Source organism: Lactobacillus panisapium (assembly GCF_019469265.1).
Classification (GTDB): Bacteria; Bacillota; Bacilli; order Lactobacillales; family Lactobacillaceae; genus Lactobacillus; species Lactobacillus panisapium.
Genome location: NZ_CP048268.1, coordinates 613,456 through 638,170, shown reverse-complemented (window position 1 = coordinate 638,170; position 24,715 = coordinate 613,456). Strand labels below are relative to the sequence as shown.

The window sequence follows — 24,715 nt, the reverse complement described above, 5'->3', positions numbered from 1 at the left end:
ATCATTTCAACTAGAAAGGACGTTTTTATGAATAATTTTGAAACAAATTCAGATCGGCGCCAAATCCACACTATAAGCGAGACGAACGGCTTTTTAACCAAAATGTATGGTTTTATGGCTGGGGCCGTGTTAATTTCCGCCTTGACTGCTTACTTAACCATGACCGTTTTTCGAACTGCTGTCATGAACATGCCAGTATCAATTATGTGGTTAATCCTGCTGGTTCCCTTTGCTCTGTCAATGGGAATCAGCTTTAAGGCCGACCGCAACCCGGTTGCCAGTCTGGTAATGCTAGGCGTTTTAGCAGTAATTTATGGTTTCGAGTTTGCACTAATTGCTGGTTTTTACACCGGTACGCAAATTACCACTGCCTTTATTTCATCAGCAGCGGTTTTTATTGCAATGGCCGTGTTTGGCACTATTACCAAGAAAGATTTATCTAACTGGAATTCTTATCTAAGTGCTGCACTCATTGGCTTTTTAGTAGCTTGGATTGTCAACATGTTTTTGCATAATCCAGCCATTACTTATATCTTTTCATTCATCGGTGTTATTATTTTTACCGGTCTAACCGCTAGTGACGCTAATAAAATGAAAATCATTTATAACAATTATGGTGATCAGGTCGCAGAAACTGGCTTAGCTGTCCTTGGTGCCCTGCAGTTGTACCTCGACTTTGTCAATATTTTCATGTTTTTACTTGAAATCTTTGGCGGAACAGGCAGCAATAACAACTAATTAGCCGCAGTTAGTTATAATGAAGTTACCCCCTCCGGATTAGAATGTATTGTTCTTTTCTGGAGAGGGTTTTTCTTTGCTTAAATAAAAGGGCTCTATAGCATTTGGGCTGCAACAATTGTGGTTAACTATAAATCCATTTTAACTAGTGGCTATTCTTTAATATTTTTATTAGAAATAGCTTGAATTATATTACTATTACTCTTATACTTTTCTTCATATTAAAAAAATTAATGACATTATTATACATATGGAGGTAGCAATATGATTGGCTGCAGCAGTTTCACAATGGAAACTAAGGATAAGAAGCACTTTTTATCGCGAACAATGGATTTTATGATGGAAATGGCAGAACAAGTGGTTTTTGTACCAAAACAAAAGACTTTCGCTGTTTCTTACGAAGCTAGACAAGAGATTACTAGTAAACATGCTTTTATCGGTATGGGCAGCCTTGATGATGGTCCGATTACTTGTGACGGGGTTAATGATGCTGGTGTTACTGGAGCCGTCCTTTATTTCCCCGGATATGCTTCATATCAAGAACAAGCGGCTCCTGGTACCTGGGCGGTTTCTCCTGACAAAATCATTTCGGTAATTTTAGCGCAAGCAGCTTCTTTGGCAGAAGTTAAAGACCTATTTAAAAAGCAAATTACCATTGTTGACGAGGGGAATCCAACTTTAAAGGTTGTTCCTCCTCTTCACTACATTTTCTCCGACACTTCAGGTGCAAGCCTAATTGTGGAACCCCAACAAGATGGCATTCACCTTATTGAAGACTCGATTGGCGTGATGACTAACAGTCCTGACTACCACTGGCATGAGACTAATTTGCGCAACTATTTAGCGGTCACACCTAAGCAACATGATGATGTTGCATTCTTGGGCAAAACCTTGAAACCTTTTAGCCAAGGCTCAGGTACATTTGGCCTCCCTGGCGACTTTACACCAACTTCGCGTTTTGTTAGGACAGCTTTTATGAAAAATAATGTTGAGCAGCCAAAAGATGAAATTGGTGCAGTGACTTTGGCTCATCACATCCTCGAATCTGTCAGCATCCCACGCGGCATTGTAGTAACTCCTGACCAAACATTTGATTTTACCTGCTATGCTGCTTATATTTGTGCAGAATCAAAGACCTATTATTATTCTACTTACGGCAACCAACGGATTAGGTGCGTTCAATTAACCCCAGAACTCGAAGCCGAAACAGATTATCGTGAATTTAAGGTAAATCCTAAAGAAGATATTGAACGACTAAACTAATTTGAGTCGCATAAAGGTATGGCTAGTTACTATCATATTCAGCTATCGGGCAGTTGCTTTTGCCACCAGGCGTGATTCCTGAATTTATTGATAAATAAAAAGATGAGCATTTATTTTTAAGTGCTCATCTTTTTTGTTTGGCTATTTATTTTAAAACCTACCCATACGGCTACACAGCTATATCCACATTTTAATAAACCCTACCTTAATTTAACTCAATTCCCTTATGGGCTAAATTTTCCAAGCAACTCTGTAAATAGGCATCATCGTGCTCAGGATAAATTGGATCAGTCCAAGGGACCGCCGGCAAGTTTTCATACTTGGAACAATATTGCCCACGGTAGTATGGGTCAAACCAGTTACTATTTGGGTGATAATGGCGCCGCTCCATTTCGGCTAGTACTAATAAATGAAACTGATACAATTTATACGGCGAATATTGAAAAACATAATTAACGGTGGCATGAGGTTTACCCCAGCCGCGTCCACGTAAAGCGGCAATTTCGCGATGCTGTCCTAATAATTGTTGCCGCGGTAATTGCCAAATTAAATCTTGGTGCCATAATCTCATGATTTCTCATTCCACTCCTGCATTAAACGCGAGTTTAGTAAATAAGCAACTTGATACTTTTCAGTTAAGCGGCTTAAAAACGGTCCTAATTTATCAGTTTGTGGTGATAATTCTTGCAATAACCGTAAATAAGTTTGTTTTTCTTCAGTCGTCGCAAATTTCTTAAAGTAACCCCAAACATGCTGGTAAGCGTTAGTTAACGTTTTAACTGTTGGCGGCTGGCAGGCCGCTTTTGTCAGTAAGTCTTCAAACTCAGCATTTTTTGCATCTGACCAATCGTTATTTTTGGCTAGCAATCTAATCCGCTCATAATATGCTTGCGAATGAGCCATTACCCAGTACTTGTTATATGCCCATTTTTCTTGCCATTTATCCATTTTTCTTGCCTCGGCTTTTGATATTTTTTAGTAAGAAAATAACTTTAATTGCATTTTATTACTAAGTACCATCTTCAAACAAATAATTTACCCTTACCTAGTCAATTTTGCCCAGGAAAAAATTGGCCCAAAAATCCAGAATCTTGCTTTCCAAAACATTGTTGCAATAAGTCTAATGAGTATACTTGCTAGAGACAACCGGTCAGAAAAATAATTATAATAGCGACTAGCAAAAAAGGAGTAATTACTCGTAAAAGTAATTGCTCCTTTTTATAATTTTTATTATTCACCAACAAAAAATTCAATGCGTTGCTGTAAGTTTTTAAAAGTAACAGGGCAGTAGTCACCGATTTCCCCATCGAGATTAACTGGTAATTTGCGGCCAACACTCTTTCCCATCAGTTCAATCTTTAAGCTATGAGTCTTAGTGTAAATAATGTCTGGGTCATCCACGTGCTTACCATTTAGGGCCAAAGCCATCAGCTTCAATAACTTAACTGGATCCGCCGGTTTAACAATAATTAATTGGAATAAGCCATCGCTAAGTTGGGCATCTGGCATAATCTGTTCAAAGCCACCAATCGAGTTTGTCATTCCCAGTAGAAGCATTGATAGCTTTCCCTCGTAAACGCCTGCATCATAGGTTAAGCGCATCTCATTTTCAGTCAAGTGCGGCAACATTTCTGCACCCTTAATGAGATAAGCAGCATAACCTAACGCAGATTTTACTTCTGAAGGGACGCCATAGGTTAACTCCGTTAAAGAGCCACAAGCCGCAATATTAACAAAGTATTGCGTATCCTTAGCAAAGGTTGCTTGGCCAATATCCATCTTGCGGGTCTTATTATTAAGAATTACCTTACTGGCTGCCTTAATACTATCACGGGGGATACGCAGAGCACGGGCATAATCGTTAGTCGTTCCCGCTGGAATAATCGCCATCTTTGGTCTTTGCTCTAAAAATGCTATTCCATTGACTACTTCATTGATTGTGCCATCGCCACCAGCTGCGACAATGAGATCAAAACCATCGTTGGCAGCACGAGTAGCCTCTTTTTGTGCACTCTGCTTTTCTGGCGTAGTCCTAAAAGCGCTGGCTTCATAACCAGCTCGCTCTAAGACGTCTAAAATGTCTGCGACATTCTTAGGCATCTGTTCGTGACCAGATACAGGATTATAAATCAATCTTGCTTTTTTAGTCATAGTTAACTACCTTATTACTTAAAATTTACTTTTACCGCTTTTGTAATTCTTGGTTTAGAAGTTGGTTGATTACCTTCGGGTTAGCCTTACCACGAGTTTGTTTCATAATTTGACCAACTAAGTATCCAATCGCACGGTCTTTACCGTTCTTAAAGTCTTCAACCGATTGTGGGTTATTGTCAACCACTTCTTTAACCATTGGCTCTAATACACTAGTATCAGATAATTGCACCATGCCCTTATCTTCAACGTATTTCTTTGGATCAGTGCCGTTAGCAATTGTTTCAGCAAAAACTTTCTTGGCAATCTTAGAAGAAATTGTTCCGTCTTTAATTAGCTTAATCATTGCAGCTAAATGTTCAGGTGTCAACTTAATATCTGTTAGTTCAACCCGGTTATCATTTAAGTAACCATTAACTTGTGTATTCATCCAGTTAGCTGCAAGTTGTGGATCAGCACCAGCTGCCACTGTCTTATCAAAGAAGTCTGAACTTTCTTTCGTTTGCAAAAGAACTTGTGCATCATAATCTTTTAAGCCAAACTCGCCTACATATTGATTGTACCGCTCTTCAGCTGAACGCGGCAAGGTGGATTCAATTTCATCAATCCATTTTTGGCTAATGTGATCAGGCGCAATGTCAGGTTCTGGGAAGTAACGATAATCAGCATCGCCTTCCTTAACCCGTTCAAGAACTGTCTTACCTGTTGCTTCATCAAAACGACGAGTTGACAGCTGAACCCGGCCACCTGAAAGCAAAACTTGTGCTTGCCGCTTTTCTTCATAAGCTAATGACTTACGAACATGTTCAAACGAGTTCAAGTTCTTCATTTCGACCTTAGTGCCAAGTTCTTTTTGGCCTGCAGGGCGAATTGAAATGTTAGTATCAACACGCATTGAACCCTCTTCCATCTTAACATCGGAAGCACCGGTAAATTGAACAATCTTCCGTAGTTTTTCAAGGTATGCATAACCTTCATCTGGATCGGCAATTTCAGGTTCAGAAACAACTTCCAGTAACGGAACACCTTGACGGTTCAAGTCAACGTAAGAAAAGCCGTTAGTTCCGTGCGTGTTCTTACCGGCATCTTCTTCGATATGCATTTCATGGATACCAATTCGCTTCTTTTTACCATGAGATTCAATTTCAACATAACCATCACGAGCAAGCGGTTGGAAGAATTGCGTAATCTGATAAGCCTTAGGACTGTCTGGGTAGTAGTAGTTCTTCCGGTCAAAGTGGGTGGTTGGCAAAATATGTGAGTGTGTTGCTAGCGCAACCATAATTCCCAAACGGTAAACATCCTTGTTAACGTAAGGTAAGACACCAGGCATTCCCCAGTCAATGACATTTGTTTCTGTGTTCGGCTTTGCACCATAGCTAACTGGTGAAGGTGAGAAAATCTTACTCTTAGTTTTTAGTTCGAAGTGAACCTCGAACCCAATCGTTGATTTAAAATTCATCAATTAATCCTCCATTCCAGCTGGTGTTTTTTCATAAAATTGGTTACTACGTTCAATAAAGTCGGCAACTTGGAAAATACTGCCTTCGTCAAAGCGCTTAGCCATAATTTGGAAGCCAACTGGCATTCCCTCAACCAAGCCAGCAGGTACACTAGCAGAAGGAATTCCAGCCAAATTAGCAGAAATCGTTAAAATATCGTTATTGTACATTTTAATTGGATCAGAAATTTCACTGCCAATTCCAAATGCTGGTGTTGTTGTTGTCGGTCCAACGATAACATCATTTTCAGCAAAAATTTGGTCAAAGTCTTGGCAAATTAAGGTTCTTACTTTGGAAGCTTGTCTAAAGAAACGGTCATATGAGCCAGCAGACAAAGCAAATGAACCAAGCAAGATTCGACGCTGTACTTCTTCACCAAAGCCTTCTGAACGTGATTTAACGTAAACATCAAGTAAGTTTTTAGCATCTTTTGAGCGGTAACCATAACGAATACCATCAAATCTTTGTAAGTTAGATGATGCTTCACTTGATGCGATGATGTAGTAATCAGGAACGGCATACTTAGTTAATGGAAGCGATACTTCATTAATAATGGCGCCAGCATCCTTTAAAGTATCAATTTGTTGTTGAATGATATCATGCACTTCGCCATCAACGGCATCCATATATTCCTTAACAACTGCTACCCGCATTCCCTTGACATCTTTACCGATGTATTTAGTGAAATCAGGCACTTCTCTAGTTGAAAGAGTAGAATCATGGTCATCAGCACCGGCAATAACATTAAGCACTTGTGCCGAAGTTTTAGCACGCTTACTCATTACCCCGATTTCGTCAAGTGAGGAAGCAAAAGCAATTAAGCCCCAACGAGATACACGACCATAAGTTGGTTTAATACCAAAAATACCGTTAAAAGCAGACGGTTGACGAATCGAACCACCGGTGTCGGAACCCAAAGCGGCAACTACTTGGCCAGAGGCAACAGCTGCTGCAGAACCACCAGATGAACCACCAGGTACCTTATCTAGATTCCACGGATTATGGGTTGCGCCAAAGTATGAGTGCTCAGTTGATGACCCCATCGCAAATTCATCCATATTAGTTTTACCGACAAAAGTTGCTTGCGCCTTCTTTAAGCGCTCAATTACCGTTGCATCATAAACTGGAATATAATTGTCTAAAATATGGCTAGCGGCTGTTGTCTTAACATCTTTAGTAATGATGTTGTCTTTAATAGCAATTGGGATACCAGCTAATTTATTCTTAGCAAAATCCAAGTTTTCTGCTGGCTTGGCATCTTCTTGAACCGTAATCCACGCGTTTAGCTTGTCATCCGTCTTTTTAATGTTTGCGACTGTATCTTGCGCCAATTTGTCTGCGGACAATGTTCCTTGGGCAAGCTTTTCGTTTAATGAGTCAATATCTTCATTTAAATAATTCATTACTCGTCCTCATCCTTATTAATAATTACAGGAACCTTGATAAAGCCATTGGCTTGTTCAGGAACATTTTTCATTAATTCATCACGGTCTTGCCAGTGCTCAGGTTTGTCTTCTCTAAATACAGTATCACGGTCAACTACTTGTACCGTTTCGCCAACACCATCAGTGTCAACTTCTGATAACTGATCAGCCATATTGATGATTGAACTCATTTGCTCAGTCACTTTTTCAATATCTTTATCATTAATCTCAAGCCGCGACAAAGTCGCAACGTGCTTAATTGTTTCTTCTGTGATTTCCACGCATATACCTCCCTATTCACCGCCATAAATATGGACTTGATAACTACTATCTTCTGTTTCCTTGGCAACCAACGCTTGAATATCGTTTACCGAACCAATTTTTATTTCAATCGGCACATCACTAGCTAAATATTTCTTCGCAGTTGACAAAACAAGCCTAGTAAAGCTTTGAATTTGCTCATAGCCGTAAAACTGTGTTGTAATCGAGATATTTTCTTGTGCTAGTTTGCCATTTTCATAGCGCAGCGTAGCAGTAACGCCACTAATATTAGGGAAATAATTTTGAATTGATTCCTTAAAACTGTTGAAGCTTGAAGCGTTACTACTGTTGATTGCTTTTTTATTACCAATAGTTGGCAATACCTCTGTTTGGGTGTTAATAGTTTTCCATTTAGTTATTTTACTACTATTAGCAGCCGCTGTCCCGCTCAAAAAGTAACTTCCGCTAACTAACGAATCTTTACTTTCTTTAGCAAAAAGGCCAACCGTAATCGGAATATTCTTTAACGCTTTTTTCTTCCGTAATCGCGCCACTATTTGTTCAGCAGTCTGCTGGCCATATTTTTTTTGGGCTGAACGCGGAATTGTCATTTGATATTCTGGCCCACCCTTTTTCTTTTGATAATAATCAATCGAATTAATGGCTAAGCCAATACTCATCCCGCCTATGCGATAATTTGACCCCGAGCCAGTTAAAAAGTCCTGCTCCATGATTTCTTCCAAATAATACGGATTGTACTTTTTCTTCGTTCCTAATTCGGGATTAAGTCCTAAAGGATTAGATTTTGATTTTCGACCTAACCAGTCATTGGCAACCGTTGATGTAATGTATTGCCCTTCTTGAAAAACAAATGAGTTAGTTGAAAATGCCTCTTTAGAAATTTGAATAAGCCCACGTTCAAGTTCACGCGTGTCAACCGAATTATCATTATCGGTTGCTGTTAAACCAGCGATCGGACTAGTAACATAGTGACCATTTTTTAATAAAACCGTATAACCGTTATTACCGGTTTCTGTAGTCTGATAAGTTTTAGTACTTGAACTAGATGACGTTTTAGCATTATTAGCCAGATTGGAATTTTTTAAATTACCACAAGCTGTTAAACTAACTGCTGCTCCTAAAATTGCGATTATCTGCAGATATTTTTTCACTTTACTTGTTTCCTTTATTTAACCTGAGCAATTGCTTCTTCCTCAGTCAATAACGGCACACCAAGCTTTTGCGCCTTAGTGTATTTTGAACCAGCATCTTTACCATAAATGACATAGTCAGTTTTACCAGAAACAGACCCGGTTACCTTAGCACCCAGTGCTTGCAACTTTTGGGTAAATTCACTACGAGTAAAGTGGGAAAGCGTTCCGGTTAAAACTACCGTCTTATTTTTGAAATAATTATCAGGAATTTCTTCTACTTGTTCCTCGGTTTCACCCAAGTAATCCATATTAAGACCACTAGCCTGCAGTTTTTTGACTAGTTCGACCACTTCATCTTGCGCAAAATAAGTCGTCAATGCTTCTGCAATTGTCATGCCTATTGTATCGATTGCAGCTACTTCTTGCACGTCCGCTTCCATAATCTTTGTCATATTTTTAAACTTTTGGGAAATTAAACGCGCAGCTTTAGCACCAACATGATCAATTCCAAGACCGGTTAACAGTAATTCAACCGAATTTCTCTTCGAATTGTTGATTGCAGTCAATAAATTATTAATTGACTTATCCTTAAAATGATCAAGCTTAGCTAAATCGCTGGCTTGTAAATGGTATAAGTCAGCTACGTTGTGAACTAAATCGTTTGTAATTAATTGCCGAACAATTTTCGGCCCTAGACCATCGATATTCATTGCTGGCCGCGAAGCAAAGTGGGTAATGCCCTCTTCAATCTGAGCAGGACATGAAGGATTAACACACCGCAATGCAACTTCATCTTTTAAGTGAATTAATTTTTCACCACATGAAGGACATTCTGTTGGAATCGGATAAGGTTCACTATCCTTAGGGCGTTTGGCCATGACCACTTCTGAAATTTCTGGAATAATATCGCCAGCTTTATGCAGCATCACGGTATCACCAATCCGGACGTCTTTTTGCTTGAGCAAATCGGCGTTATGCAAAACAGCGTGTGAGACGGTTGTCCCAGCCAGCTGTACTGGATCCATGATTGCGGTTGGCGTTACAACACCGGTACGGCCAACCGTCCATTTAATCTCGTGAACAACTGTTGCTTGCTCTTCTGGTGGAAACTTATAGGCGATTTCCCACCGCGGAATTTTAACCGTATTGCCCAGTTCGTTTTGCAAATTCAAGTCATCGACCTTAAGTACAATGCCATCAATGCCGTATTGCAGTGAATCACGTTTAGCGGTGTATTCATCAATAAACGCAAAGATTTCATCCATCTTAGCCAGTCGTTTACCTGTTTGATTAGTGTGGAAACCTAAACTTGTCATCTTCTCAATTGCTTGATGCTGACTCTTGATTTCCTCAGGAGGATTAACCCAAGTATAAATGAAAGTACTTAAATTACGATGCTTGGTAATACTAGCATCTAGCTGGCGCAATGATCCGGCAGCAGCATTCCGCGGATTAGCAAAAACGGTCTCACCCTTTTCATCACGTTCACTGTTTAACTTGGCAAAAGCTTCCTTACCCATATAACACTCGCCACGTACCTCCATGGTTAATTTTTCCGGCAAGGTTTGTGGAATATCTGAAATAAAGCGGGCATTCGGCGTTACGTCTTCACCGACTAAACCATTTCCACGCGTTGACGCCCGTGTAAGCTTGCCATCCGTATATTCCAAATTAATTGATAAACCGTCAATTTTTAGTTCGACGTTATAGGCAACTTCATGACCGATTTGCTTTTGCACCCGCTCATCAAAGGCACGCAGCTCCTCTTTGGAAAATACATCCCCCATTGAAAGCATTGGCACCTGGTGGGTAACCTTCGTTAATTCACTGTCAAGTTGACCACCAACACGTTGCGTAATTGAATCTTGCGTAACCAGTTGCGGAAATTGTTGTTCCAATTCAACTAACCGCTGATAGTTTTGGTCATAAACATTATCTTCAACTTCTGGCGCATCTTTTGAATAGTATGCATCAGCCCACTGATCGAGCTTATCTCTAAGCGAAGCGACTTCTTTTCTGGCTTCATCAAGAGTTAAATCTGCCATTTTGTTCCTCCTGATTAAAAAATATTATTTTGATCTTACCGATTTCATTATACCTTTTTAATTGGGGCAAATGCTGCTAGAAGGCGCTTGATTCCAATATTTGGAAAAGCGATATCAAGCTCCATGTCTTCACCAGTACCATTAACCTTGGCAACGACTCCGCGTCCCCAAGCCTTATGTTCAACTTGATCGCCAACATTCCAACCTTTTTTCTCAGCCCCCACAGCACCTGCAGGCTTGACCTTTGGAGTATAAACTTGCGCACGGGCACGCTCATCAACATTTGCAAACGGAGCCGTTTGAACTTGAAAATTGCTATCAGCCATACTTGGAGCAGCCGCATTTTCTGTTTCTAAATCAGCTAGGTCGATCTCATCCAAAAATCTTGATGGTGGATTGTTCTGCATTCTGCCATACATCATTCTAGAGTAAGCATTAGTTAGATATAATTTCCGCTTAGCACGGGTAATGCCGACATAAGCCAGTCTGCGTTCTTCTTCTAGCTGATCATCTTCTAAAAGTGCACGTGAAAGTGGGAACAGTCCGTCTTCCATTCCTACCAAGAAGACAACAGGAAATTCCAGTCCCTTAGCCGCATGAAGTGTCATTAATGCCACTTGATCATCATTGTTAGCCAGGTCATCCTGATCACTTAACAGCGAAACTTCAGCCAAAAAATCACTCAGTGCGTTTGACTCATCATCTTCTGGCTCATATTGATCATCGAAACGCTTAGTTACAGAAAGAAATTCATCCAAGTTTTCAAGTCTTGTTTCGGCTTCAATCGTTTTTTCAGCCTTTAGCGCATCAGTATAACCAAAATCCTGCAAAATCTTTTCCGTTAAGCCGGTCACACTGTGATCTTTAGCATACTCAATGGCATCACGCAGTTTTGCACCAAAATCACTTAATTTATTGGCTGCTCTGACGGTTAAGCCGGTCATTGTCAAGTGGCTAAATGCATCAAGAAGTGACAAATTATTGTCACGAGCAAAAGTCGTAAACTTTTCCACACTGACATTGCCGATACCTCTTTTTGGCGTATTAATAATCCGGTTAAAACTCATCGAATCACTGGGATTAGCCACTAATTTAAGATATGCCATAATATCCATAATTTCTTTGCGATCGTAGAATTTATGGCCGCCGACAATTTGGTAAGGAACATTAGACTTAACAAAGGCTTCTTCGACTGTTCGCGATTGAGCATTTGTCCGGTACAAAACAGCAAAATCGTGGTAAGAGCGATTATGATCATTAACCTCTTCTTGAATCTTTGAAATGATGAAATGCGCCTCATCGTCACCACTTTGGGCACGGTAATAAGTAACCTTATCCCCGTCTCCCTGGTCTGTCCATAATTTCTTGGCTTTTCGGTTATGATTGTTCTCAATCACGGCATTAGCGGCTGAAAGAATATGACCAGTTGAGCGGTAATTTTGCTCTAGCTTAACTGTTTGGACGCCAGCATCTTTGTAGTCATTTTCGAAGTTCATGATGTTTTCCATATTTGCTCCGCGCCAGCCATAAATGGACTGATCGGCATCACCGACAACGCAAATATTTTTATACTGGGCAGCTAATTCATGACAGAGTTCATACTGCGCCTGGTTAGTATCCTGATACTCATCCACAAGCAAATAGCGAAATTTATTTTGATAATAGTGTAAAACTGCCTGATCCGTTTTAAATAAAACTAAAGTCTGCATAATCAAATCATCAAAGTCCATAATCTGGTCATGCTTTAACCGCCTTTGGTATTCTCGATATACTTGTGCAGCAACCTTGTCAAACGGGGTCGAGCTACTAGCGGCAAAGGCATCAGGAGTTAATAAATCATTTTTAGCATTAGAAATAGCGGATAATACGCGTCGCGGTTCATACACCTTAGGATTGAGATTCTGCTCTTTTTCAATGTGCTTAATTAGTGTTAATTGTTCAGATGAATCAGCAATTGAGAAATTACTGCCATAACCGATTTTATCAGCATCACGCCGTAAAATTCGAACACAAAGAGCGTGAAAAGTCGACATCCAAATGTCATTTGCCTGCGGCCCGAGTAATTTTTGTTCCCGTTCGCGCATTTCAGTAGCAGCCTTATTAGTAAAAGTAATTGCCAAAATATTCCACGGCAGAACCTGCTTTTCTTCGACGAGATAGGCGATTCGCCTGGTTAAAACAGAGGTCTTGCCTGATCCCGCACCGGCAACAACCAATAATGGCCCCTCAGTAATCTGGACAGCTTTTTGCTGTTGCTCGTTTAATCCTGTTAAAATTGCTTCTTCGCTCATGCTAATTCCCTTCACAAACCAAATTTTGTAACTATATTATTGTACCAAAAAAGAAGGCATCTTTTAGGATAGATTGCCTTTTATTTATCAAACCGATCAAGATGATATTGTTCAATTAGTTTAATCAATTTATCAGCATAATTCGGATCAGTGGCGTACCCATCTTGAACAAGTGCGTGAGCCTGCTTGCGGTAATCTTTGGCGGTTAAAACGTGTTTATATTGTTGCTTATTCCAAGTGGTTCCCTTTTGAAAAAGCCTAGCATGTGCCCTAATTGATGCCTCGTAAGAATCATAAATTTGAAAGCGCGCCTTGACCACAATCCATTTGCCCTTAACGTACTCTTTCGTAGTTAAAACTGCTGAAGTATTAGGATTAGTGCCTTTTACACCAAACAAATTATTATATTTTTGCGACAGACTGCTTTGACCATAGTCACTTTCAAGACAAGCTTGCGCAATTGTAATACTCGGGAGAAGCTCAAACTCGCGGTCAACTTCTTTAGCAATCGGACCAATTTCCTTAATAAAAGCCTTATGCTGCCGAATAATTTTTTGTCTTGCCTCTTCACGTGCTAGCTGTTCCTGCCTGATTTGTTCTGACTGAATTGCTTGCCGGCGATAATATCTAAATGCCACAAATGCAATTATCAACACAAACAAAATAATAAACGTGCGAAGTATAATTACAAAATTAGACTGCTTTTTTCCCTTACGTCTTTTCGCCATGAAATTTACCCTTACTTCTTAATCATTATCTATAAGTATAAACTCTTCTTAGCTTAAGTCATGCAATGTAATTAATTTTTAAAATAAAAAAAGCACCTTAAAGTTAGTGGTGCCATAATTAAACTATACAAAAAATGGAGCCAAAGCTCCATTTATCTTTAGTGCGGGCAAGAAGACTCGAACTTCCACGATCTAAAAGCGATCACAAGATCCTTAGTCTTGCGCGTCTGCCAATTCCGCCATGCCCGCAACACATACAATACTATAACCCAAAATTAATTCTAGTACAAGAGCTTTTTAAAAATAAATTGCCTGAGCTTGCTCTTTACGACAAAAAAGCAAAGATGCTGGCATAAAACAAACACTTCCAATTAGTTGTCCTAATTTTCAGATTAATGCTTTATGTCTGCCCAATGCTTTTTACGCTATTATTGGTTGACTAATTTTTGCAAAATTTGATTTAACTCAGCCTGCTTGTCCCCTAGGACAGCAAAAAATTCCTGATCAATCTTTTCAATGATTGGCGTTGCCTCATTGACTTTTTCCATACCTGTGGCAGTCATCTTGATTGCCTTAGCTCGCGTATCTGTTAAAGAGACTTCCCGTTTGACTAAATTGTTTTTCTCGAGATTTTTTAAAATCGTTGAAACTGTCATAACATCAATCCCGCTTTGTCTTGAGAGCGCAACTTGATTAACTTCGACCTCATCTTGGCTAAGATATGCTAGAGATGCAAGTACAATGAACTGCGGGTGGGTAAGTTCAATTGCCTGAAGTGCATCCTTAATTTGCTTATGCCATTTGTTATAGACTTTAGCAAACGATAAACCTAAAGATGCAGCTGAATCATCACGATACTTTGATGAAAACTCAGTCATTCTTTCTTGCCGCCTTTTCTAATGCAAAAATGGACTCTGGTACATCTGCAAATATTTCTGCAACAAATTTTAAGTCCGCAGAATTAGTTTCTCTATTCTGCGGAACAAATTCAACCGAATGAGTGATGGTCGTCTTAGCACCTTTTTTCCCAATCTGATGAGTGAAATAGACATCTCCCATTCCCGGGATTGGTGTCCGATCTGTAAACTCCTCATTTGCAGTAACTGATTCTAAAACAAAATCCATTGCCGGCTGACCTTCTAATTTCATCTGGCCTTTAGTGCCTTGAATGAAGTCCCCGTCTAAAGTGACCTTTTCTAAATCTCCTTCCCAGGCAAACCAATTGTCGATATTGGCATAATATTGCCAAATATCTGCTGCGGTTAAGTCCGTTTCTTGTTCGTAACTAAATTTCATTTTTGTTCTCCTTATAATAAGTGCTTATATAATATTAGCACTTATTATTTTAGCTGTAAATCATATATCCTTTTTAGTAAAAAATTTTTGAGGCAAATAAAAAAACATCCAAGTTTAAAGCAACAATGGATGATTATTAGAAGTATAGTTAAATTTTTAAATCAAGAATGCCATTATCTGCCAGTAATGCTAGTCTACCATCTGTTCATTAACATAACGTGCATATAGCGGATGGGTTTTCATTAATTCGTGATGTGTACCGTGACCAGTTACTTGACCATGTTCAATAAAGTAAATTTGGTCAGCGTTAACAATCGTTGCGAGTCGGTGAGCAATGACTAAAGTGGTTCGGTTCACCATTAACTTATCTAATGCTTGTTGTACTTTACTTTCAGATTCAGAATCTAAACTAGCCGTTGCTTCATCAAGCATCAAAATTTTGGGATCGCGTAAAAAGGCACGTGCAATTGCCAGGCGCTGCTTTTGTCCGCCAGAAAGCTTAATTCCGCGTTCACCAATCTCAGTGTCCATTTGTTTAGGAAAATCTTTGACAAACTTGTCAGCATAAGCAAGCGCCAATCCGCGCCACAGTTCAGCATCAGATAAACTGCCAGGCAAGCCGTAAGTCAGATTATCACGAATCGTACCAGAAAAAATGGCACTATTTTGCGAAACATAGCCGATCTGCGAGCGCCAATTCTCCAAATCAATCTCAGCAATATTTTGCTCATCGATCATAATTTTGCCGCTATCAGGTTGGTAAAAACGTTCAATTAGGGCAAAAATGGTTGATTTCCCACCACCACTTGGGCCAGCAAAGGCGATTACCGAATTAGGCTTGGAGGTGAATGAAACCGATTCTAAAACTGGCTCCCCTGGTTCATAACTAAAACTTAAATTTTCAGCCGTTAACGTCTTATTAGCTAAATCCGTCTTCGGACTAGTTTTGTCCTTCTCTGGTTTAATTGCTAAAATCGTTTGAATCCGTTCAGTCGATCCCAGCGCTTTTTGAATTTGAGAAAAGAAAGTCGCAAAATTGGCCACTGGAGCAATTACATTAAATAAATAAAGTAGAAAAGCAACTAGGGATCCACTAGATAAACTGCCTTGGCCAACACGAATTAAGCCAAAAGCTAAGATGCCGGCAAAGGCGGCCATCATTAAAGTAGTCATGATTGGTTGCAAAATAGCTTCCACGCGGGCATCCACTACACCAATGTTAAATATTTTTTGAATCATTCGCTGCCCGTGCTTTTGTTCAAAATTTTCACCATTGCTGGCTTTAATTAGCCGCACTTCAGACAGCTTTTCACTAACGTCACCGTTAAATTCTGCCGTGGCGCTCTGCAATTTTCGTCCCAGCCTGGCCATGATTCGACCAACAGGTAATAAAACGAGTACCACAATTGGGACAATCGTGAACATCAATAAAGCCATCTGCCAATCCATCACAAACAGGATAATCAGCGAAAAGAAGAGTTGAATCGCCCCAGTAATAAAGTTGGGAAATTGCGAAGCAATTAAGTCTTTAATGACTCCCGTATCATTAACCAACCGCGAACTGCTTTCGCCAGCTTTATTTTCGTCAAAATAAGAAATTGGCAATGATAATAAGTGGTTCCATAACTTCTCTCTCAAACTCTTAACAACACTTTCACCGAAGTAGCGTAAAATGTAGCCGCCCAGAGTTCCTAACACCAGCTGAACAACGAAAATAACAATAATAATTACCATACTATGATAGTTAAACTTGTCCCATTTACTTGTATCAACTAGGTCACGAGTTAATAGTGGTAAAACTAGATTAGCCGCGCTAGTAACTAGACTAAAAGTTAAGCCCATAACAAACAGAGATTTCTTTAAGTCCAATTGATTTAATAAATGAAAGAAATCGCTTAGCTTAACTTGCTTAGTCTTACCTTTACGTGACTTGAACGCCATTAAAATACCGGCTTTCTAAATTTGTCTAAACAAAAAGTTTTTCATTAACTGAAAAACTTTTTTTACTTTATTCTAATTATATTTCTTCATCTTCATTATGCCAAAATTTTCGCCAAAAGTCGCGGTCATATTCCCATTTTTTATCAAAATCACAATATTTATGCTTAAAATCTGGTCGTTTGAAATCGCGGCAGTATTCATCATGGTAATGGTGCCGGTTATGCATTCGGTGACACATTTGGCGCATTTCTTCTTTAGAAAAGTCGTGGCTTTCAGCATACTTGTGCCACTTTGAATAAGCTTGCATCCGAAAAGTGGGATCAACAAACTTTTGTGCTTCGTGTTTAAAGTCATCATCCCAGCCATCAGCGATCTTCTCCAAGTAATGACTAAAATTGGTCTGTTCATCTTCACTTAATCCGGCAAAAAAGGCAGTGGTATCTTGCTTCTTTTTCAGTGCGTCTAGCTTATTAGCCTCTTCACGACCTTCTTCAGTCAAGTAGACCCGTTTTACTCGTTTGTCTTTTTCATCAGTTTCACGTCTAATGATCCCTTTAGCTTCCATCTTTTTTAACAATTCTGCCAGTGAACCAGGCTTTAAGGCTAAAATTTCTGCTAAATAGTTTTGTGTTAGACCATCTTCAAGCTTAAGTACCGCCAAAACCCGTTTTTGACCCGAAATCGGCAGTTTATTTTCAAACATGAAATAACGGCTTGCACGCATAATGAAATGTAATTGCTTCATTAAATTATCACTTGTTTGACTCATGATTAAATCTCCTTAATATTTATTTTTTGATTTTAGTTAGGTACCTAATGTTTATACTTGAATTATAGTTTGGTACCTAATCAATTGTCAAACAAAACTGATTAATTTTTATATCATTAATGCGGCGTCCCATCAAGTCTCAGCTTTCCGCCACACTTGCCGCAAGCATACCGGCGAACGTTAATCCGACGCACGCGGTGGTAAGTTTGACCGCATCTTTGACAGCGGTAAATGTAGTTAACTCTACGGCTACGTTTTAACCCGATATCAGGGGCATAACGACTGCCGCCCACCTTTGCTAATAACACCTTAAAGTCAGCATCACGGTGCCGATAACCTTTGCTAGCAAGATGCAAATGATAATGCACCAATTCGTGTTTAATGATGCCAATTAAGGCGTCTCGGTACTGCGGTGCTAAAAAATGAGCGTTAATTTCGAGGTGATGATCGGCTAAGTGGTAGCGTCCCCCTGTTGTTGTCATGCGGGAATTAATTTTGACATCATAACAAAAAGGCTTACCAAAATACTTCAGCGAAACCTCTTCCACCAGCTTTTGCAGTTCTTCTTGCGTCATTAGCGAAAAATCTTAGCGTAAAGTGCAGCTTCTTTTTGGGTCTTAATGCGCACTTTTAGAGCAGTTACTAATTTGCGTTTTAGTGGTTTAGCGCCTTCCATCCAAGTGCCGGTAAAAACATGAATGGTTTTTGACTTTGGCGATGGATTGCATAAAATACCGTCGGGATAAACATGAATTCCACTACTTAACACTTGCTCCTTATTATTCGGCTGCGCTTGATACTTGGTTTTTAAAATATCGGAAACTGAGACCGTATTAACTCCCGCCAATTGATCATTATGATCAAATGAAAAGTTACGGTCATCATAATAAGCCAACATATCCTTCAGCAGTGGATGATGCTTCTCTGCACCAAAAACGGCGGTAAACGGGTTAGCCGGATTTTCAAAACCAACGAAGGCACGATTATTAAGAAGGGATTCAAGGTTATCTAACACTAAGACGTCCGTATCCAAATAGATTCCGCCCATTTCGTACACAGCTTTGGCCCGAATGTAATCCGAAACAAACGCCCATTTTTTAGCCTTATAGGCCTGTTCAACGTACTTATTTTCATGAATATCAAAATTATCTTCGTTCCATTCGATAATCTGGTAGTCCTGCAAGTGCTTTTGCCACGTTTTCATGCACCGCTGAATATTTTTAGGTTTAGGATTACCCCCGACCCAAACATAATGAATAATTTTAGGAATCATTTCTATCCTCGTGTAAAAAATCGTTTTAGTAACATAATAATATCTTGGTTAAAATCAAGTTTCATCAAAAACATTAATCCTACATATAGAAGGAACATGATTATTGACTTTATTACCATATTGAAAAAGGCTGATGAAACTATTGGTGGCAAAATCATCCCCACTGCCAGGACAATAACGGAAATAAGTAGGTACTTGGGAATTTCTTTAAAGGAATACTTAAAGTCATAGCCGTCACGCACAATCCACAAGCGCAAAAGCAAAACAATAAATTCGGTTATTAAGATTGCCACCATCGCCCCGGTTGCACCATAAAGGCGGTCAAGAAAGTAACTCAAAATCACTTCAAGAAAGGCACCAATAATTACTGGTAATGCATAATCACGGTCGCGGTGATTGGCTAAGGCAAATTGGTTGGCAAAAACGCCACCGGTTGGAATCATGACAATTGTTAGTGCAAAAAAGAACATCAGTGGTGTCATTGGAATAAATTTATGACCAAAGAAAAATGGGACAAATTCTTTCGTATTTGCCATGATAATCACGGCAAACATCGTTCCCAGCATTACCGTTGCTTCAAGTGATTTTTTTAAAATAACTCGTTGTTCCTTTTTACCCTCACCAGCCATTTTGGGCATAATTACAAGTGAAATACTAGTCACAATTCCCAGTACCATATTCGAAATACGCTGTGAATTATCGTAATAGGCCACCTGAGTGGAATTTTGAAAAAGCCCTAAAATTGGCTTATCAAGCGACGTATAGATTTGGGTCGCAATTTGGGGAATAAGCAGTGTGATGATTGCTTTAATTGTTGTTTGGTACTTATAAAAGTGCTTAACTGGTCCACCGACATAGCGGTGAATATCAAACCAAAAAACAAATGAACCTAGCATTGTGGAAACTGACATGATTAACATGTATTTCCATAAATCCCCTGGTTGTTTAACCCATAATAAAATTAGCACAACTGAAACAAGCTTTACTGCCGTATTTTTTAAAACCACCCGGCCAAAGGCTGCCAACCCTTGGAAAAACCAGGAAATATCAACTTGTGCCGAGATTAAGTATGGCACCATCAATAATAGATAATTGCCGTATTTAAGATGACAAAAACTGGTGACAGCAACCACCAAAATAATCGTAACCAGACCAGCTAACGCTTGAAAATACCATAATCCCCAAAATGCATCCGTTAATTCTTGCTGATTACCGAAAGCGCGTGTTTGCGAAATGGTTCTCATCCCAATGTAAGAAACTGACAAAGTACAAAAAATCATCAGGAATTGCACAATATTGTTGACATTACTATAGATACCGTAAGTTTTTGGTCCCAAGATGCGGGACAGATACGGTACCGTAATTAACGGTACCAAAACGAGAAAAATTTGATAAACCGCATTATATAAAATATTTAAAAATGTTTTCTTCACAATTTTTCCTCTAATACTGATTTGCCATTAAGGTATAAATCGCCGCACACGCTGATTCATGTTGCAATTGATTAGTTAGGTGCAGCCAATATTGCCGTTTCTGTTGTTTTCGGTCAGGTGCACTAAGCCCAGCAAGCAAATCTGCTTGTGTTTTAACGCAAATACCAGGAACTACTTCTTCATAAGGACCAAGCAAAAGTCCCCGTTTTTGCTCATACTGCCTCAAATAATTAGTTACAAAAATAATTGGCTTGTCTAAAATTAAATAATCAAAATAAATTGATGAATAGTCAGTAATAAGCATATCGGTATTGCCCAAGAGCTCATATAAATCATAATCATGCGCAAATAAATAGTCATTATTAAGGTAAGCAATATTAGAATAGTGACTGGTCTGCATTCCTAAAAGCTGCATCTCGTACGGGTGTAGTTTAACAATTAAATATTGGTGCTTTGCCTTTAAAGACTCATTTAAAGACTCAGCATCAAAATCCGGCAAGGCAAAAAAGTTGCCGGCCTTAATCTGGGCCATGATTTGTTCATCTTCCATTTCATAGCGAAATGTCGGCATATAGATCGCAATTTGAGCTTGCTCATCTTGAACCTTAAATAAAGCGGTCAATAGCTGCGCCTTTGACAATGCAGGATGCTTTAATGCATCCAAGCGCGGAAAGCCCACTTTTTGGTATTTGGTAGTCTCAATGGCGCAGCAAGCACTCATAAGTGTTTCATACAAATCTGAGTTCGAACACACTACATCCGCATTTTTTTGCCAAAGTTTAGCATTGCGCATGTCGGTTTTGCGCTTAGTATTATTAGCCATAATTCCCATTCGCTTAAGTGGAATGCCATGCCAAAATTGAATGTTAACCTGCTTAGCGTGAATTTTAAATGGTTGATGCGTGGTTAAAATAAACTTGGCAGCTCCGATTTCGCGCCAAGTGGATAGCGGCAAGTGTGACGAGGGCCACGGCTCAACCACAGTGATTTCATATTCAGGATGATTTTTCTTCATATATTTAGCAAAAAGATAACCGTTTGATCCCGATCTGCCGGCCCCATTTAAAACTACTATTTTGTTTTCCCTAATTTTCGTAAATCGTGCACCAATTTTCATCAGGTACATGTAAATTCGAAATAACCAATTTTTCATACTTTAACTTCCCAATTCTTACTTAGTATAAGGGTACAGAAAAAGCTTGAGCAAACTCAAGCTTTTTTACTTTATTTTTTAGTTTTTTAACTATTTACACCGCTTTTGCCAGTAGACAGCGTTTACGCAATTGCATTCTAAAGTTGTTGATAATTGGCAGCTTTTTAATTGTTGGCATTACTGAAGAACTAGTTTTTCGTGGCTGGATTTTAAATGCATTATTAACCAAATTTAAAACATGGGTTGCTCTGTTAATCGATAGTATTTTATTTTTGGTTATTCATTTCCCAATCTGGTATCGAACCGGAACTTTTTTAAGCAACTTCGCTTCTGGGGCTGAATTTACGGTAATCATTCTGGGAATTTTGTTTGGTCTACTATTTATCAAAAGCAAAAATATTTTTGTGCCCATTATCTTTCATATGTTCTGGGATTTAATCTTAACCGTTTTCTTGCTTTAATCACTTAATTCCCACTCTTAAAATTAATCACATCAAATCAGTTATGAACCATTAGTTAATAAATTGCTAATGGTTCTTTTTTAGTTGGTTTCGGGTATGCTTTTGCCAAAATTGCTAAGTCATCGGGAGTCAGGTCGATTTCTAATGCCTTTAAATTCGAGAGCAAATGCTTGGAACTGCTGCTTTTGGGAATAGCAAGAACATCAGGTTGTTGCATTACCCAAGCTAGTAGAATTTGAAAAGGAGTAGCACCATGATTTTGTGCAACGGCCATCACAGCTGGATCTTGGGTCATCGTACTGCCCATTTTTGGTCCTCTTCCCAGTGGACTATAGGCAATTAAAGGAAGATGATGCTTTCTTTGCCAAGGCAAGAGACTGTATTCAATTCCACGTGTCTCTAGGTTATATAGATCCTCATTGGCAGCCACATTTTTACCACTAGGCAATTGCCATAATTCTTCCATATCAGCGATATCAAAATTGGAAACGCCCCAAGCCCGAAAATAGCCTTTTTCTTGCAAGCTTTGAAGTGTTTCAACCGTTTCTTCAAGTGGAACCATTCCTCGCCAATGATATAAATATAAGTCAAGGTAATCTGTTTGCAGACGCTTTAAACTATTCTCAACACTTTGTTGCATTTTAGCAGCAGAGGCATTTTGAGGTAAAACTTTAGAAATTAAAAATAAATCCGATCTTTGATATGGCTTGATAGCCTGCCCAACTAAAATTTCCGAGCGGCCATTGCCATACATTTCTGCCGTGTCAATCACGCGTAAACCAGCATCAAGACCAGCTTGAATTGCCTTAATCTCTTCTTTTTCTGCCGCAGCCGAATTACCCATTTCCCATGTACCAATACCTAAGGCCGGCAATTTTTGCTGATTAATCGTCACTGTTTTCATCATTAAGTTCCTTTCTATTAGAATATATTTTCAATATTATCTGGCTAACTTAAGCATACTATATCATTAGCTAAAAGAGCAATTTAGCGCAACAGCAGTTTATAATCTGGCCAATAATAGGATAAAAACTGTAATAGCTAAATCATTGCCCCGGTGAGCCCCAAAATTGTTATTTGGTTGGCACCACTCTACAATAAACAATATAGGAGGGCTACTTCAATGGAAGAATCATTTACAAATTCATTTAAATTATCAGGTAAACAATGGTTAATTATTATCTTTTCCAACTTGCTTGCATATTGTTGTTTAATCATGCCCGGGATTCAAATACCAGACTTTTTAGCCTTTGATGAAAACCACCCTAGTATCGTGGCAGCTATTTTCCAACTAATTATCGTTACTGTTTTTCTTGCTATCCAAATTATTGGTGCTCAAATCGCTACCAACAACAGGTGGCGGCAACTATTTCATTTCCCTCACGCTAAAGAATGGTTATTGATTGCTGCTTTCTTTATTGTTGCTTACGTAACTTCAGTAGTAACGGGAATAATTTCACAGAATATTTTTGGTTCCGTTTCAGGAAACGCTGCTGCCGGATTAACCCTAAAGTCTCCGCATGTTTGGACAATCTTCTTTTACCAGCGCTTTAGCAGTGCTATCCAAATTATGGGCGAAGAATTTTTAGCAATCATGCCCTTGCTAGCTCTTACGCAACTAGCAACTAGTCTGCATTTACCTGCCCCTATATGGTGGGGTAACATTGGCTCAGCACTTGTATTTGCCCTACTTCATTTGTCTACATACGACTATAATCTGGGCTACGTCATTTTAGGGCTGGCTTTTACCCGCATCGTGTTAAACCTAGCCTTTATCAAAACGCACAATATGTGGGTTAGTTTTCTGGTTCACTTCTTATTCGATACGCTTGCCTTTTTAGTTCTGTTATTAGCAACTAAATAGGTCATTCTTTTATTATTAAACATTAACGTGCAAAAATGCTTCTCCTGATTGATCAAGAGAAGCATTTATTTTGGCTTAATAAAGCAATTCATAGTAAACATAGCAAGATTCAGTTAATTTTTTCCCTGCTCTTTGTTCTTATTATTCAAATGAAATTCACTATCAGCCGATGAATCAACTGTATAGGTCATTTCATCACCTCTAACTACGTAATGAGAAAACTCTAAGGGCTGTTCAAATTGGTTATAGACCGTTTTATTAACATCAAAGAGTGGCACAACTTTGTTCAGTTTTAAAATTTCTGTTTGTTTAGTATTGGGCAAAACTGTGCTAATCTCACGGTACGAATTGGTGGGAATTTCGTGGTACTTGCGCTCTAGGTAATCATAAAGCGAAGAATCGGCCTCAATTTTAACTAATAAATCTGGGAAGCGCTCAGCCGGCAACCACGCTTCATCAATTGCAATTGGAACATCCGCAATTTCGAAAAGGCGTTTGATATATACTAGATCTGCTTTTTCAGCCAGCAATAACTCTTTAGCTATTGCCGCATTTTTTAAAATTTCACGCTTTAAAATTTTGGGTTTGCTTGGTTGATCACGTGACCCAGCGAATTCTGAAAAGCCTTGAATCTGATCCAATTTACCTATCATCTTTTTAATATTGACGTAGGATCCCTTTCCTTGAACCGTCACAATCAGTCTCTCATCAGTTAGTAACTTCAGAGCCTTACGGACAGTTATTCGACTTACTTGATATTTTTTGCACAAAAATTGTTCACTTGGTAACTTCTGTCCAGACTGTAATTTATTTGCTTGAATTTGTTGTTTAATATCTAGGTAGATTTTCTTATAAAGCGGCATAACAGCTTCAATTGGTTTATCAGAACTCATTACTATACTCCTTTATTTTATTCAATCTTACTAAATAAAGAACAAAATCACAAACTCTAAGTTTAATTTAAACAC

General features: G+C 39.0%; 24 protein-coding genes and 1 tRNA gene. 4 read left to right on the top strand and 21 right to left on the bottom strand.

What is annotated here, in order from left to right; translation table 11 throughout:
• Positions 1 to 27 precede the first annotated feature (27 nt).
• Together GYM71_RS03195 and GYM71_RS03190 are read left to right on the top strand one after the other, a co-directional pair.
• Positions 28 to 738 (top strand): Bax inhibitor-1/YccA family protein, encoded by a 711-nt coding sequence (locus GYM71_RS03195; RefSeq protein ID WP_220220882.1) that lies wholly within the window; start codon positions 28 to 30, stop codon positions 736 to 738.
• 264 nt (positions 739 to 1,002) lie between these two features.
• On the top strand, positions 1,003 to 2,001 hold the full coding sequence (locus tag GYM71_RS03190) for a choloylglycine hydrolase family protein (RefSeq protein ID WP_220220881.1): 999 nt from the start codon (positions 1,003 to 1,005) through the stop codon (positions 1,999 to 2,001).
• 205 nt (positions 2,002 to 2,206) lie between these two features.
• On the opposite strand, the gene GYM71_RS03185 is transcribed toward GYM71_RS03190, so the two are convergent.
• The 19 genes from GYM71_RS03185 to GYM71_RS03095 all read right to left on the bottom strand — a co-directional run bounded on the left by GYM71_RS03185 (position 2,207) and on the right by GYM71_RS03095 (position 21,422).
• Positions 2,207 to 2,572, bottom strand: coding sequence for a TIGR02328 family protein (locus GYM71_RS03185; RefSeq protein WP_220220880.1), 366 nt, complete (start codon positions 2,570 to 2,572; stop codon positions 2,207 to 2,209).
• Entirely contained in the window at positions 2,569 to 2,949 is a 381-nt protein-coding gene (locus GYM71_RS03180) for a YbgA family protein (protein WP_220220879.1), read from the bottom strand. Before GYM71_RS03180 ends, GYM71_RS03185 begins: the two co-directional genes overlap by 4 nt.
• A 282-nt stretch (positions 2,950 to 3,231) precedes the next feature.
• The gene (locus GYM71_RS03175) at positions 3,232 to 4,152 is read right to left on the bottom strand and encodes a diacylglycerol kinase family lipid kinase (RefSeq protein WP_220220878.1); all 921 of its coding nucleotides are present in this window, start codon (positions 4,150 to 4,152) and stop codon (positions 3,232 to 3,234) included.
• A gap of 31 nt (positions 4,153 to 4,183) precedes the next feature.
• On the bottom strand, positions 4,184 to 5,614 hold the full coding sequence (gatB, locus tag GYM71_RS03170) for an Asp-tRNA(Asn)/Glu-tRNA(Gln) amidotransferase subunit GatB (protein ID WP_103752020.1): 1,431 nt from the start codon (positions 5,612 to 5,614) through the stop codon (positions 4,184 to 4,186).
• Between the two features lie 3 nt (positions 5,615 to 5,617).
• The gene (gatA, locus tag GYM71_RS03165) at positions 5,618 to 7,057 is read right to left on the bottom strand and encodes an Asp-tRNA(Asn)/Glu-tRNA(Gln) amidotransferase subunit GatA (protein ID WP_220220877.1); all 1,440 of its coding nucleotides are present in this window, start codon (positions 7,055 to 7,057) and stop codon (positions 5,618 to 5,620) included.
• A complete protein-coding gene (gene gatC, locus GYM71_RS03160; RefSeq protein ID WP_220220876.1) occupies positions 7,057 to 7,359 on the bottom strand; it encodes an Asp-tRNA(Asn)/Glu-tRNA(Gln) amidotransferase subunit GatC in 303 nt (100 codons plus the stop codon). The genes gatA and gatC overlap by 1 nt, the downstream gene beginning before the upstream one ends.
• 12 nt (positions 7,360 to 7,371) lie before the next feature.
• Positions 7,372 to 8,511, bottom strand: a complete 1,140-nt coding sequence (locus GYM71_RS03155) for a CamS family sex pheromone protein (protein ID WP_220220875.1) — start codon at positions 8,509 to 8,511, stop codon at positions 7,372 to 7,374.
• Positions 8,512 to 8,525: 14 nt separating this feature from the next.
• A complete protein-coding gene (ligA, locus tag GYM71_RS03150; protein WP_220220874.1) occupies positions 8,526 to 10,538 on the bottom strand; it encodes an NAD-dependent DNA ligase LigA in 2,013 nt (670 codons plus the stop codon).
• Positions 10,539 to 10,585: 47 nt separating this feature from the next.
• Positions 10,586 to 12,829, bottom strand: coding sequence for a DNA helicase PcrA (gene pcrA, locus GYM71_RS03145; protein WP_220220873.1), 2,244 nt, complete (start codon positions 12,827 to 12,829; stop codon positions 10,586 to 10,588).
• Between the two features lie 80 nt (positions 12,830 to 12,909).
• On the bottom strand, positions 12,910 to 13,557 hold the full coding sequence (locus tag GYM71_RS03140) for a glycoside hydrolase family 73 protein (RefSeq protein ID WP_103752014.1): 648 nt from the start codon (positions 13,555 to 13,557) through the stop codon (positions 12,910 to 12,912).
• 162 nt (positions 13,558 to 13,719) lie between these two features.
• Positions 13,720 to 13,806, bottom strand: a tRNA-Leu gene (locus tag GYM71_RS03135).
• A gap of 179 nt (positions 13,807 to 13,985) precedes the next feature.
• Entirely contained in the window at positions 13,986 to 14,435 is a 450-nt protein-coding gene (locus GYM71_RS03130; protein WP_220220872.1) for a MarR family winged helix-turn-helix transcriptional regulator, read from the bottom strand.
• The gene (locus GYM71_RS03125) at positions 14,428 to 14,853 is read right to left on the bottom strand and encodes an SRPBCC family protein (RefSeq protein ID WP_220220871.1); all 426 of its coding nucleotides are present in this window, start codon (positions 14,851 to 14,853) and stop codon (positions 14,428 to 14,430) included. The genes GYM71_RS03130 and GYM71_RS03125 overlap by 8 nt, the downstream gene beginning before the upstream one ends.
• Positions 14,854 to 15,042: 189 nt before the next feature.
• On the bottom strand, positions 15,043 to 16,794 hold the full coding sequence (locus tag GYM71_RS03120) for an ABC transporter ATP-binding protein (protein WP_220220870.1): 1,752 nt from the start codon (positions 16,792 to 16,794) through the stop codon (positions 15,043 to 15,045).
• 76 nt (positions 16,795 to 16,870) lie between these two features.
• Positions 16,871 to 17,563, bottom strand: a complete 693-nt coding sequence (locus GYM71_RS03115; protein ID WP_220220869.1) for a MarR family winged helix-turn-helix transcriptional regulator — start codon at positions 17,561 to 17,563, stop codon at positions 16,871 to 16,873.
• A 116-nt stretch (positions 17,564 to 17,679) separates the two neighbouring features.
• Positions 17,680 to 18,138, bottom strand: coding sequence for a SprT family protein (locus tag GYM71_RS03110; protein ID WP_220220868.1), 459 nt, complete (start codon positions 18,136 to 18,138; stop codon positions 17,680 to 17,682).
• Positions 18,138 to 18,836 (bottom strand): glycosyltransferase family 32 protein, encoded by a 699-nt coding sequence (locus GYM71_RS03105; RefSeq protein WP_220220867.1) that lies wholly within the window; start codon positions 18,834 to 18,836, stop codon positions 18,138 to 18,140. The genes GYM71_RS03110 and GYM71_RS03105 overlap by 1 nt, the downstream gene beginning before the upstream one ends.
• A gap of 2 nt (positions 18,837 to 18,838) precedes the next feature.
• Positions 18,839 to 20,269, bottom strand: coding sequence for an oligosaccharide flippase family protein (locus GYM71_RS03100; protein ID WP_103752007.1), 1,431 nt, complete (start codon positions 20,267 to 20,269; stop codon positions 18,839 to 18,841).
• Positions 20,270 to 20,279: 10 nt separating this feature from the next.
• Positions 20,280 to 21,422 (bottom strand): CDP-glycerol glycerophosphotransferase family protein, encoded by a 1,143-nt coding sequence (locus GYM71_RS03095; protein ID WP_220220866.1) that lies wholly within the window; start codon positions 21,420 to 21,422, stop codon positions 20,280 to 20,282.
• Positions 21,423 to 21,568: 146 nt separating this feature from the next.
• On the opposite strand from GYM71_RS03095, the gene GYM71_RS03090 reads away from it, so the two are divergent.
• Positions 21,569 to 21,883 carry a CPBP family intramembrane glutamic endopeptidase gene (locus tag GYM71_RS03090; RefSeq protein WP_220220865.1) on the top strand — a complete coding sequence of 105 codons (315 nt, stop codon included), beginning with the start codon at positions 21,569 to 21,571 and terminating at the stop codon, positions 21,881 to 21,883.
• A gap of 55 nt (positions 21,884 to 21,938) precedes the next feature.
• On the opposite strand, the gene GYM71_RS03085 is transcribed toward GYM71_RS03090, so the two are convergent.
• Entirely contained in the window at positions 21,939 to 22,787 is an 849-nt protein-coding gene (locus GYM71_RS03085; RefSeq protein WP_220221171.1) for an aldo/keto reductase, read from the bottom strand.
• Between the two features lie 219 nt (positions 22,788 to 23,006).
• Here GYM71_RS03085 and GYM71_RS03080 point away from each other — a divergent pair, with 219 nt between their 5' ends.
• Entirely contained in the window at positions 23,007 to 23,747 is a 741-nt protein-coding gene (locus tag GYM71_RS03080; RefSeq protein WP_220220864.1) for a CPBP family intramembrane glutamic endopeptidase, read from the top strand.
• Positions 23,748 to 23,860: 113 nt separating this feature from the next.
• On the opposite strand, the gene GYM71_RS03075 is transcribed toward GYM71_RS03080, so the two are convergent.
• On the bottom strand, positions 23,861 to 24,640 hold the full coding sequence (locus tag GYM71_RS03075) for a GntR family transcriptional regulator (RefSeq protein ID WP_220220863.1): 780 nt from the start codon (positions 24,638 to 24,640) through the stop codon (positions 23,861 to 23,863).
• Positions 24,641 to 24,715 lie beyond the last annotated feature (75 nt).

Bases quoted from the DNA above. Each gene is read 5' to 3' on its own strand.
- GYM71_RS03125 (WP_220220871.1), bottom strand. From the start codon at position 14,853: ATGAAATTTAGTTACGAACAAGAAACGGACTTAACCGCAGCAGATATT.
- GYM71_RS03080 (WP_220220864.1), top strand. From the start codon at position 23,007: ATGGAAGAATCATTTACAAATTCATTTAAATTATCAGGTAAACAATGG.
- GYM71_RS03180 (WP_220220879.1), bottom strand. From the start codon at position 2,949: ATGGATAAATGGCAAGAAAAATGGGCATATAACAAGTACTGGGTAATG.
- GYM71_RS03175 (WP_220220878.1), bottom strand. From the start codon at position 4,152: ATGACTAAAAAAGCAAGATTGATTTATAATCCTGTATCTGGTCACGAA.
- GYM71_RS03130 (WP_220220872.1), bottom strand. From the start codon at position 14,435: ATGACTGAGTTTTCATCAAAGTATCGTGATGATTCAGCTGCATCTTTA.
- gatA (WP_220220877.1), bottom strand. From the start codon at position 7,057: ATGAATTATTTAAATGAAGATATTGACTCATTAAACGAAAAGCTTGCC.
- ligA (WP_220220874.1), bottom strand. From the start codon at position 10,538: ATGGCAGATTTAACTCTTGATGAAGCCAGAAAAGAAGTCGCTTCGCTT.
- GYM71_RS03140 (WP_103752014.1), bottom strand. From the start codon at position 13,557: ATGGCGAAAAGACGTAAGGGAAAAAAGCAGTCTAATTTTGTAATTATA.
- GYM71_RS03185 (WP_220220880.1), bottom strand. From the start codon at position 2,572: ATGAGATTATGGCACCAAGATTTAATTTGGCAATTACCGCGGCAACAA.
- GYM71_RS03085 (WP_220221171.1), bottom strand. From the start codon at position 22,787: ATGAAAACAGTGACGATTAATCAGCAAAAATTGCCGGCCTTAGGTATT.
- GYM71_RS03095 (WP_220220866.1), bottom strand. From the start codon at position 21,422: ATGAAAAATTGGTTATTTCGAATTTACATGTACCTGATGAAAATTGGT.
- GYM71_RS03195 (WP_220220882.1), top strand. From the start codon at position 28: ATGAATAATTTTGAAACAAATTCAGATCGGCGCCAAATCCACACTATA.
- GYM71_RS03120 (WP_220220870.1), bottom strand. From the start codon at position 16,794: ATGGCGTTCAAGTCACGTAAAGGTAAGACTAAGCAAGTTAAGCTAAGC.
- GYM71_RS03110 (WP_220220868.1), bottom strand. From the start codon at position 18,138: ATGACGCAAGAAGAACTGCAAAAGCTGGTGGAAGAGGTTTCGCTGAAG.
- pcrA (WP_220220873.1), bottom strand. From the start codon at position 12,829: ATGAGCGAAGAAGCAATTTTAACAGGATTAAACGAGCAACAGCAAAAA.
- GYM71_RS03075 (WP_220220863.1), bottom strand. From the start codon at position 24,640: ATGAGTTCTGATAAACCAATTGAAGCTGTTATGCCGCTTTATAAGAAA.
- gatB (WP_103752020.1), bottom strand. From the start codon at position 5,614: ATGAATTTTAAATCAACGATTGGGTTCGAGGTTCACTTCGAACTAAAA.
- GYM71_RS03115 (WP_220220869.1), bottom strand. From the start codon at position 17,563: ATGAGTCAAACAAGTGATAATTTAATGAAGCAATTACATTTCATTATG.
- GYM71_RS03190 (WP_220220881.1), top strand. From the start codon at position 1,003: ATGATTGGCTGCAGCAGTTTCACAATGGAAACTAAGGATAAGAAGCAC.
- GYM71_RS03105 (WP_220220867.1), bottom strand. From the start codon at position 18,836: ATGATTCCTAAAATTATTCATTATGTTTGGGTCGGGGGTAATCCTAAA.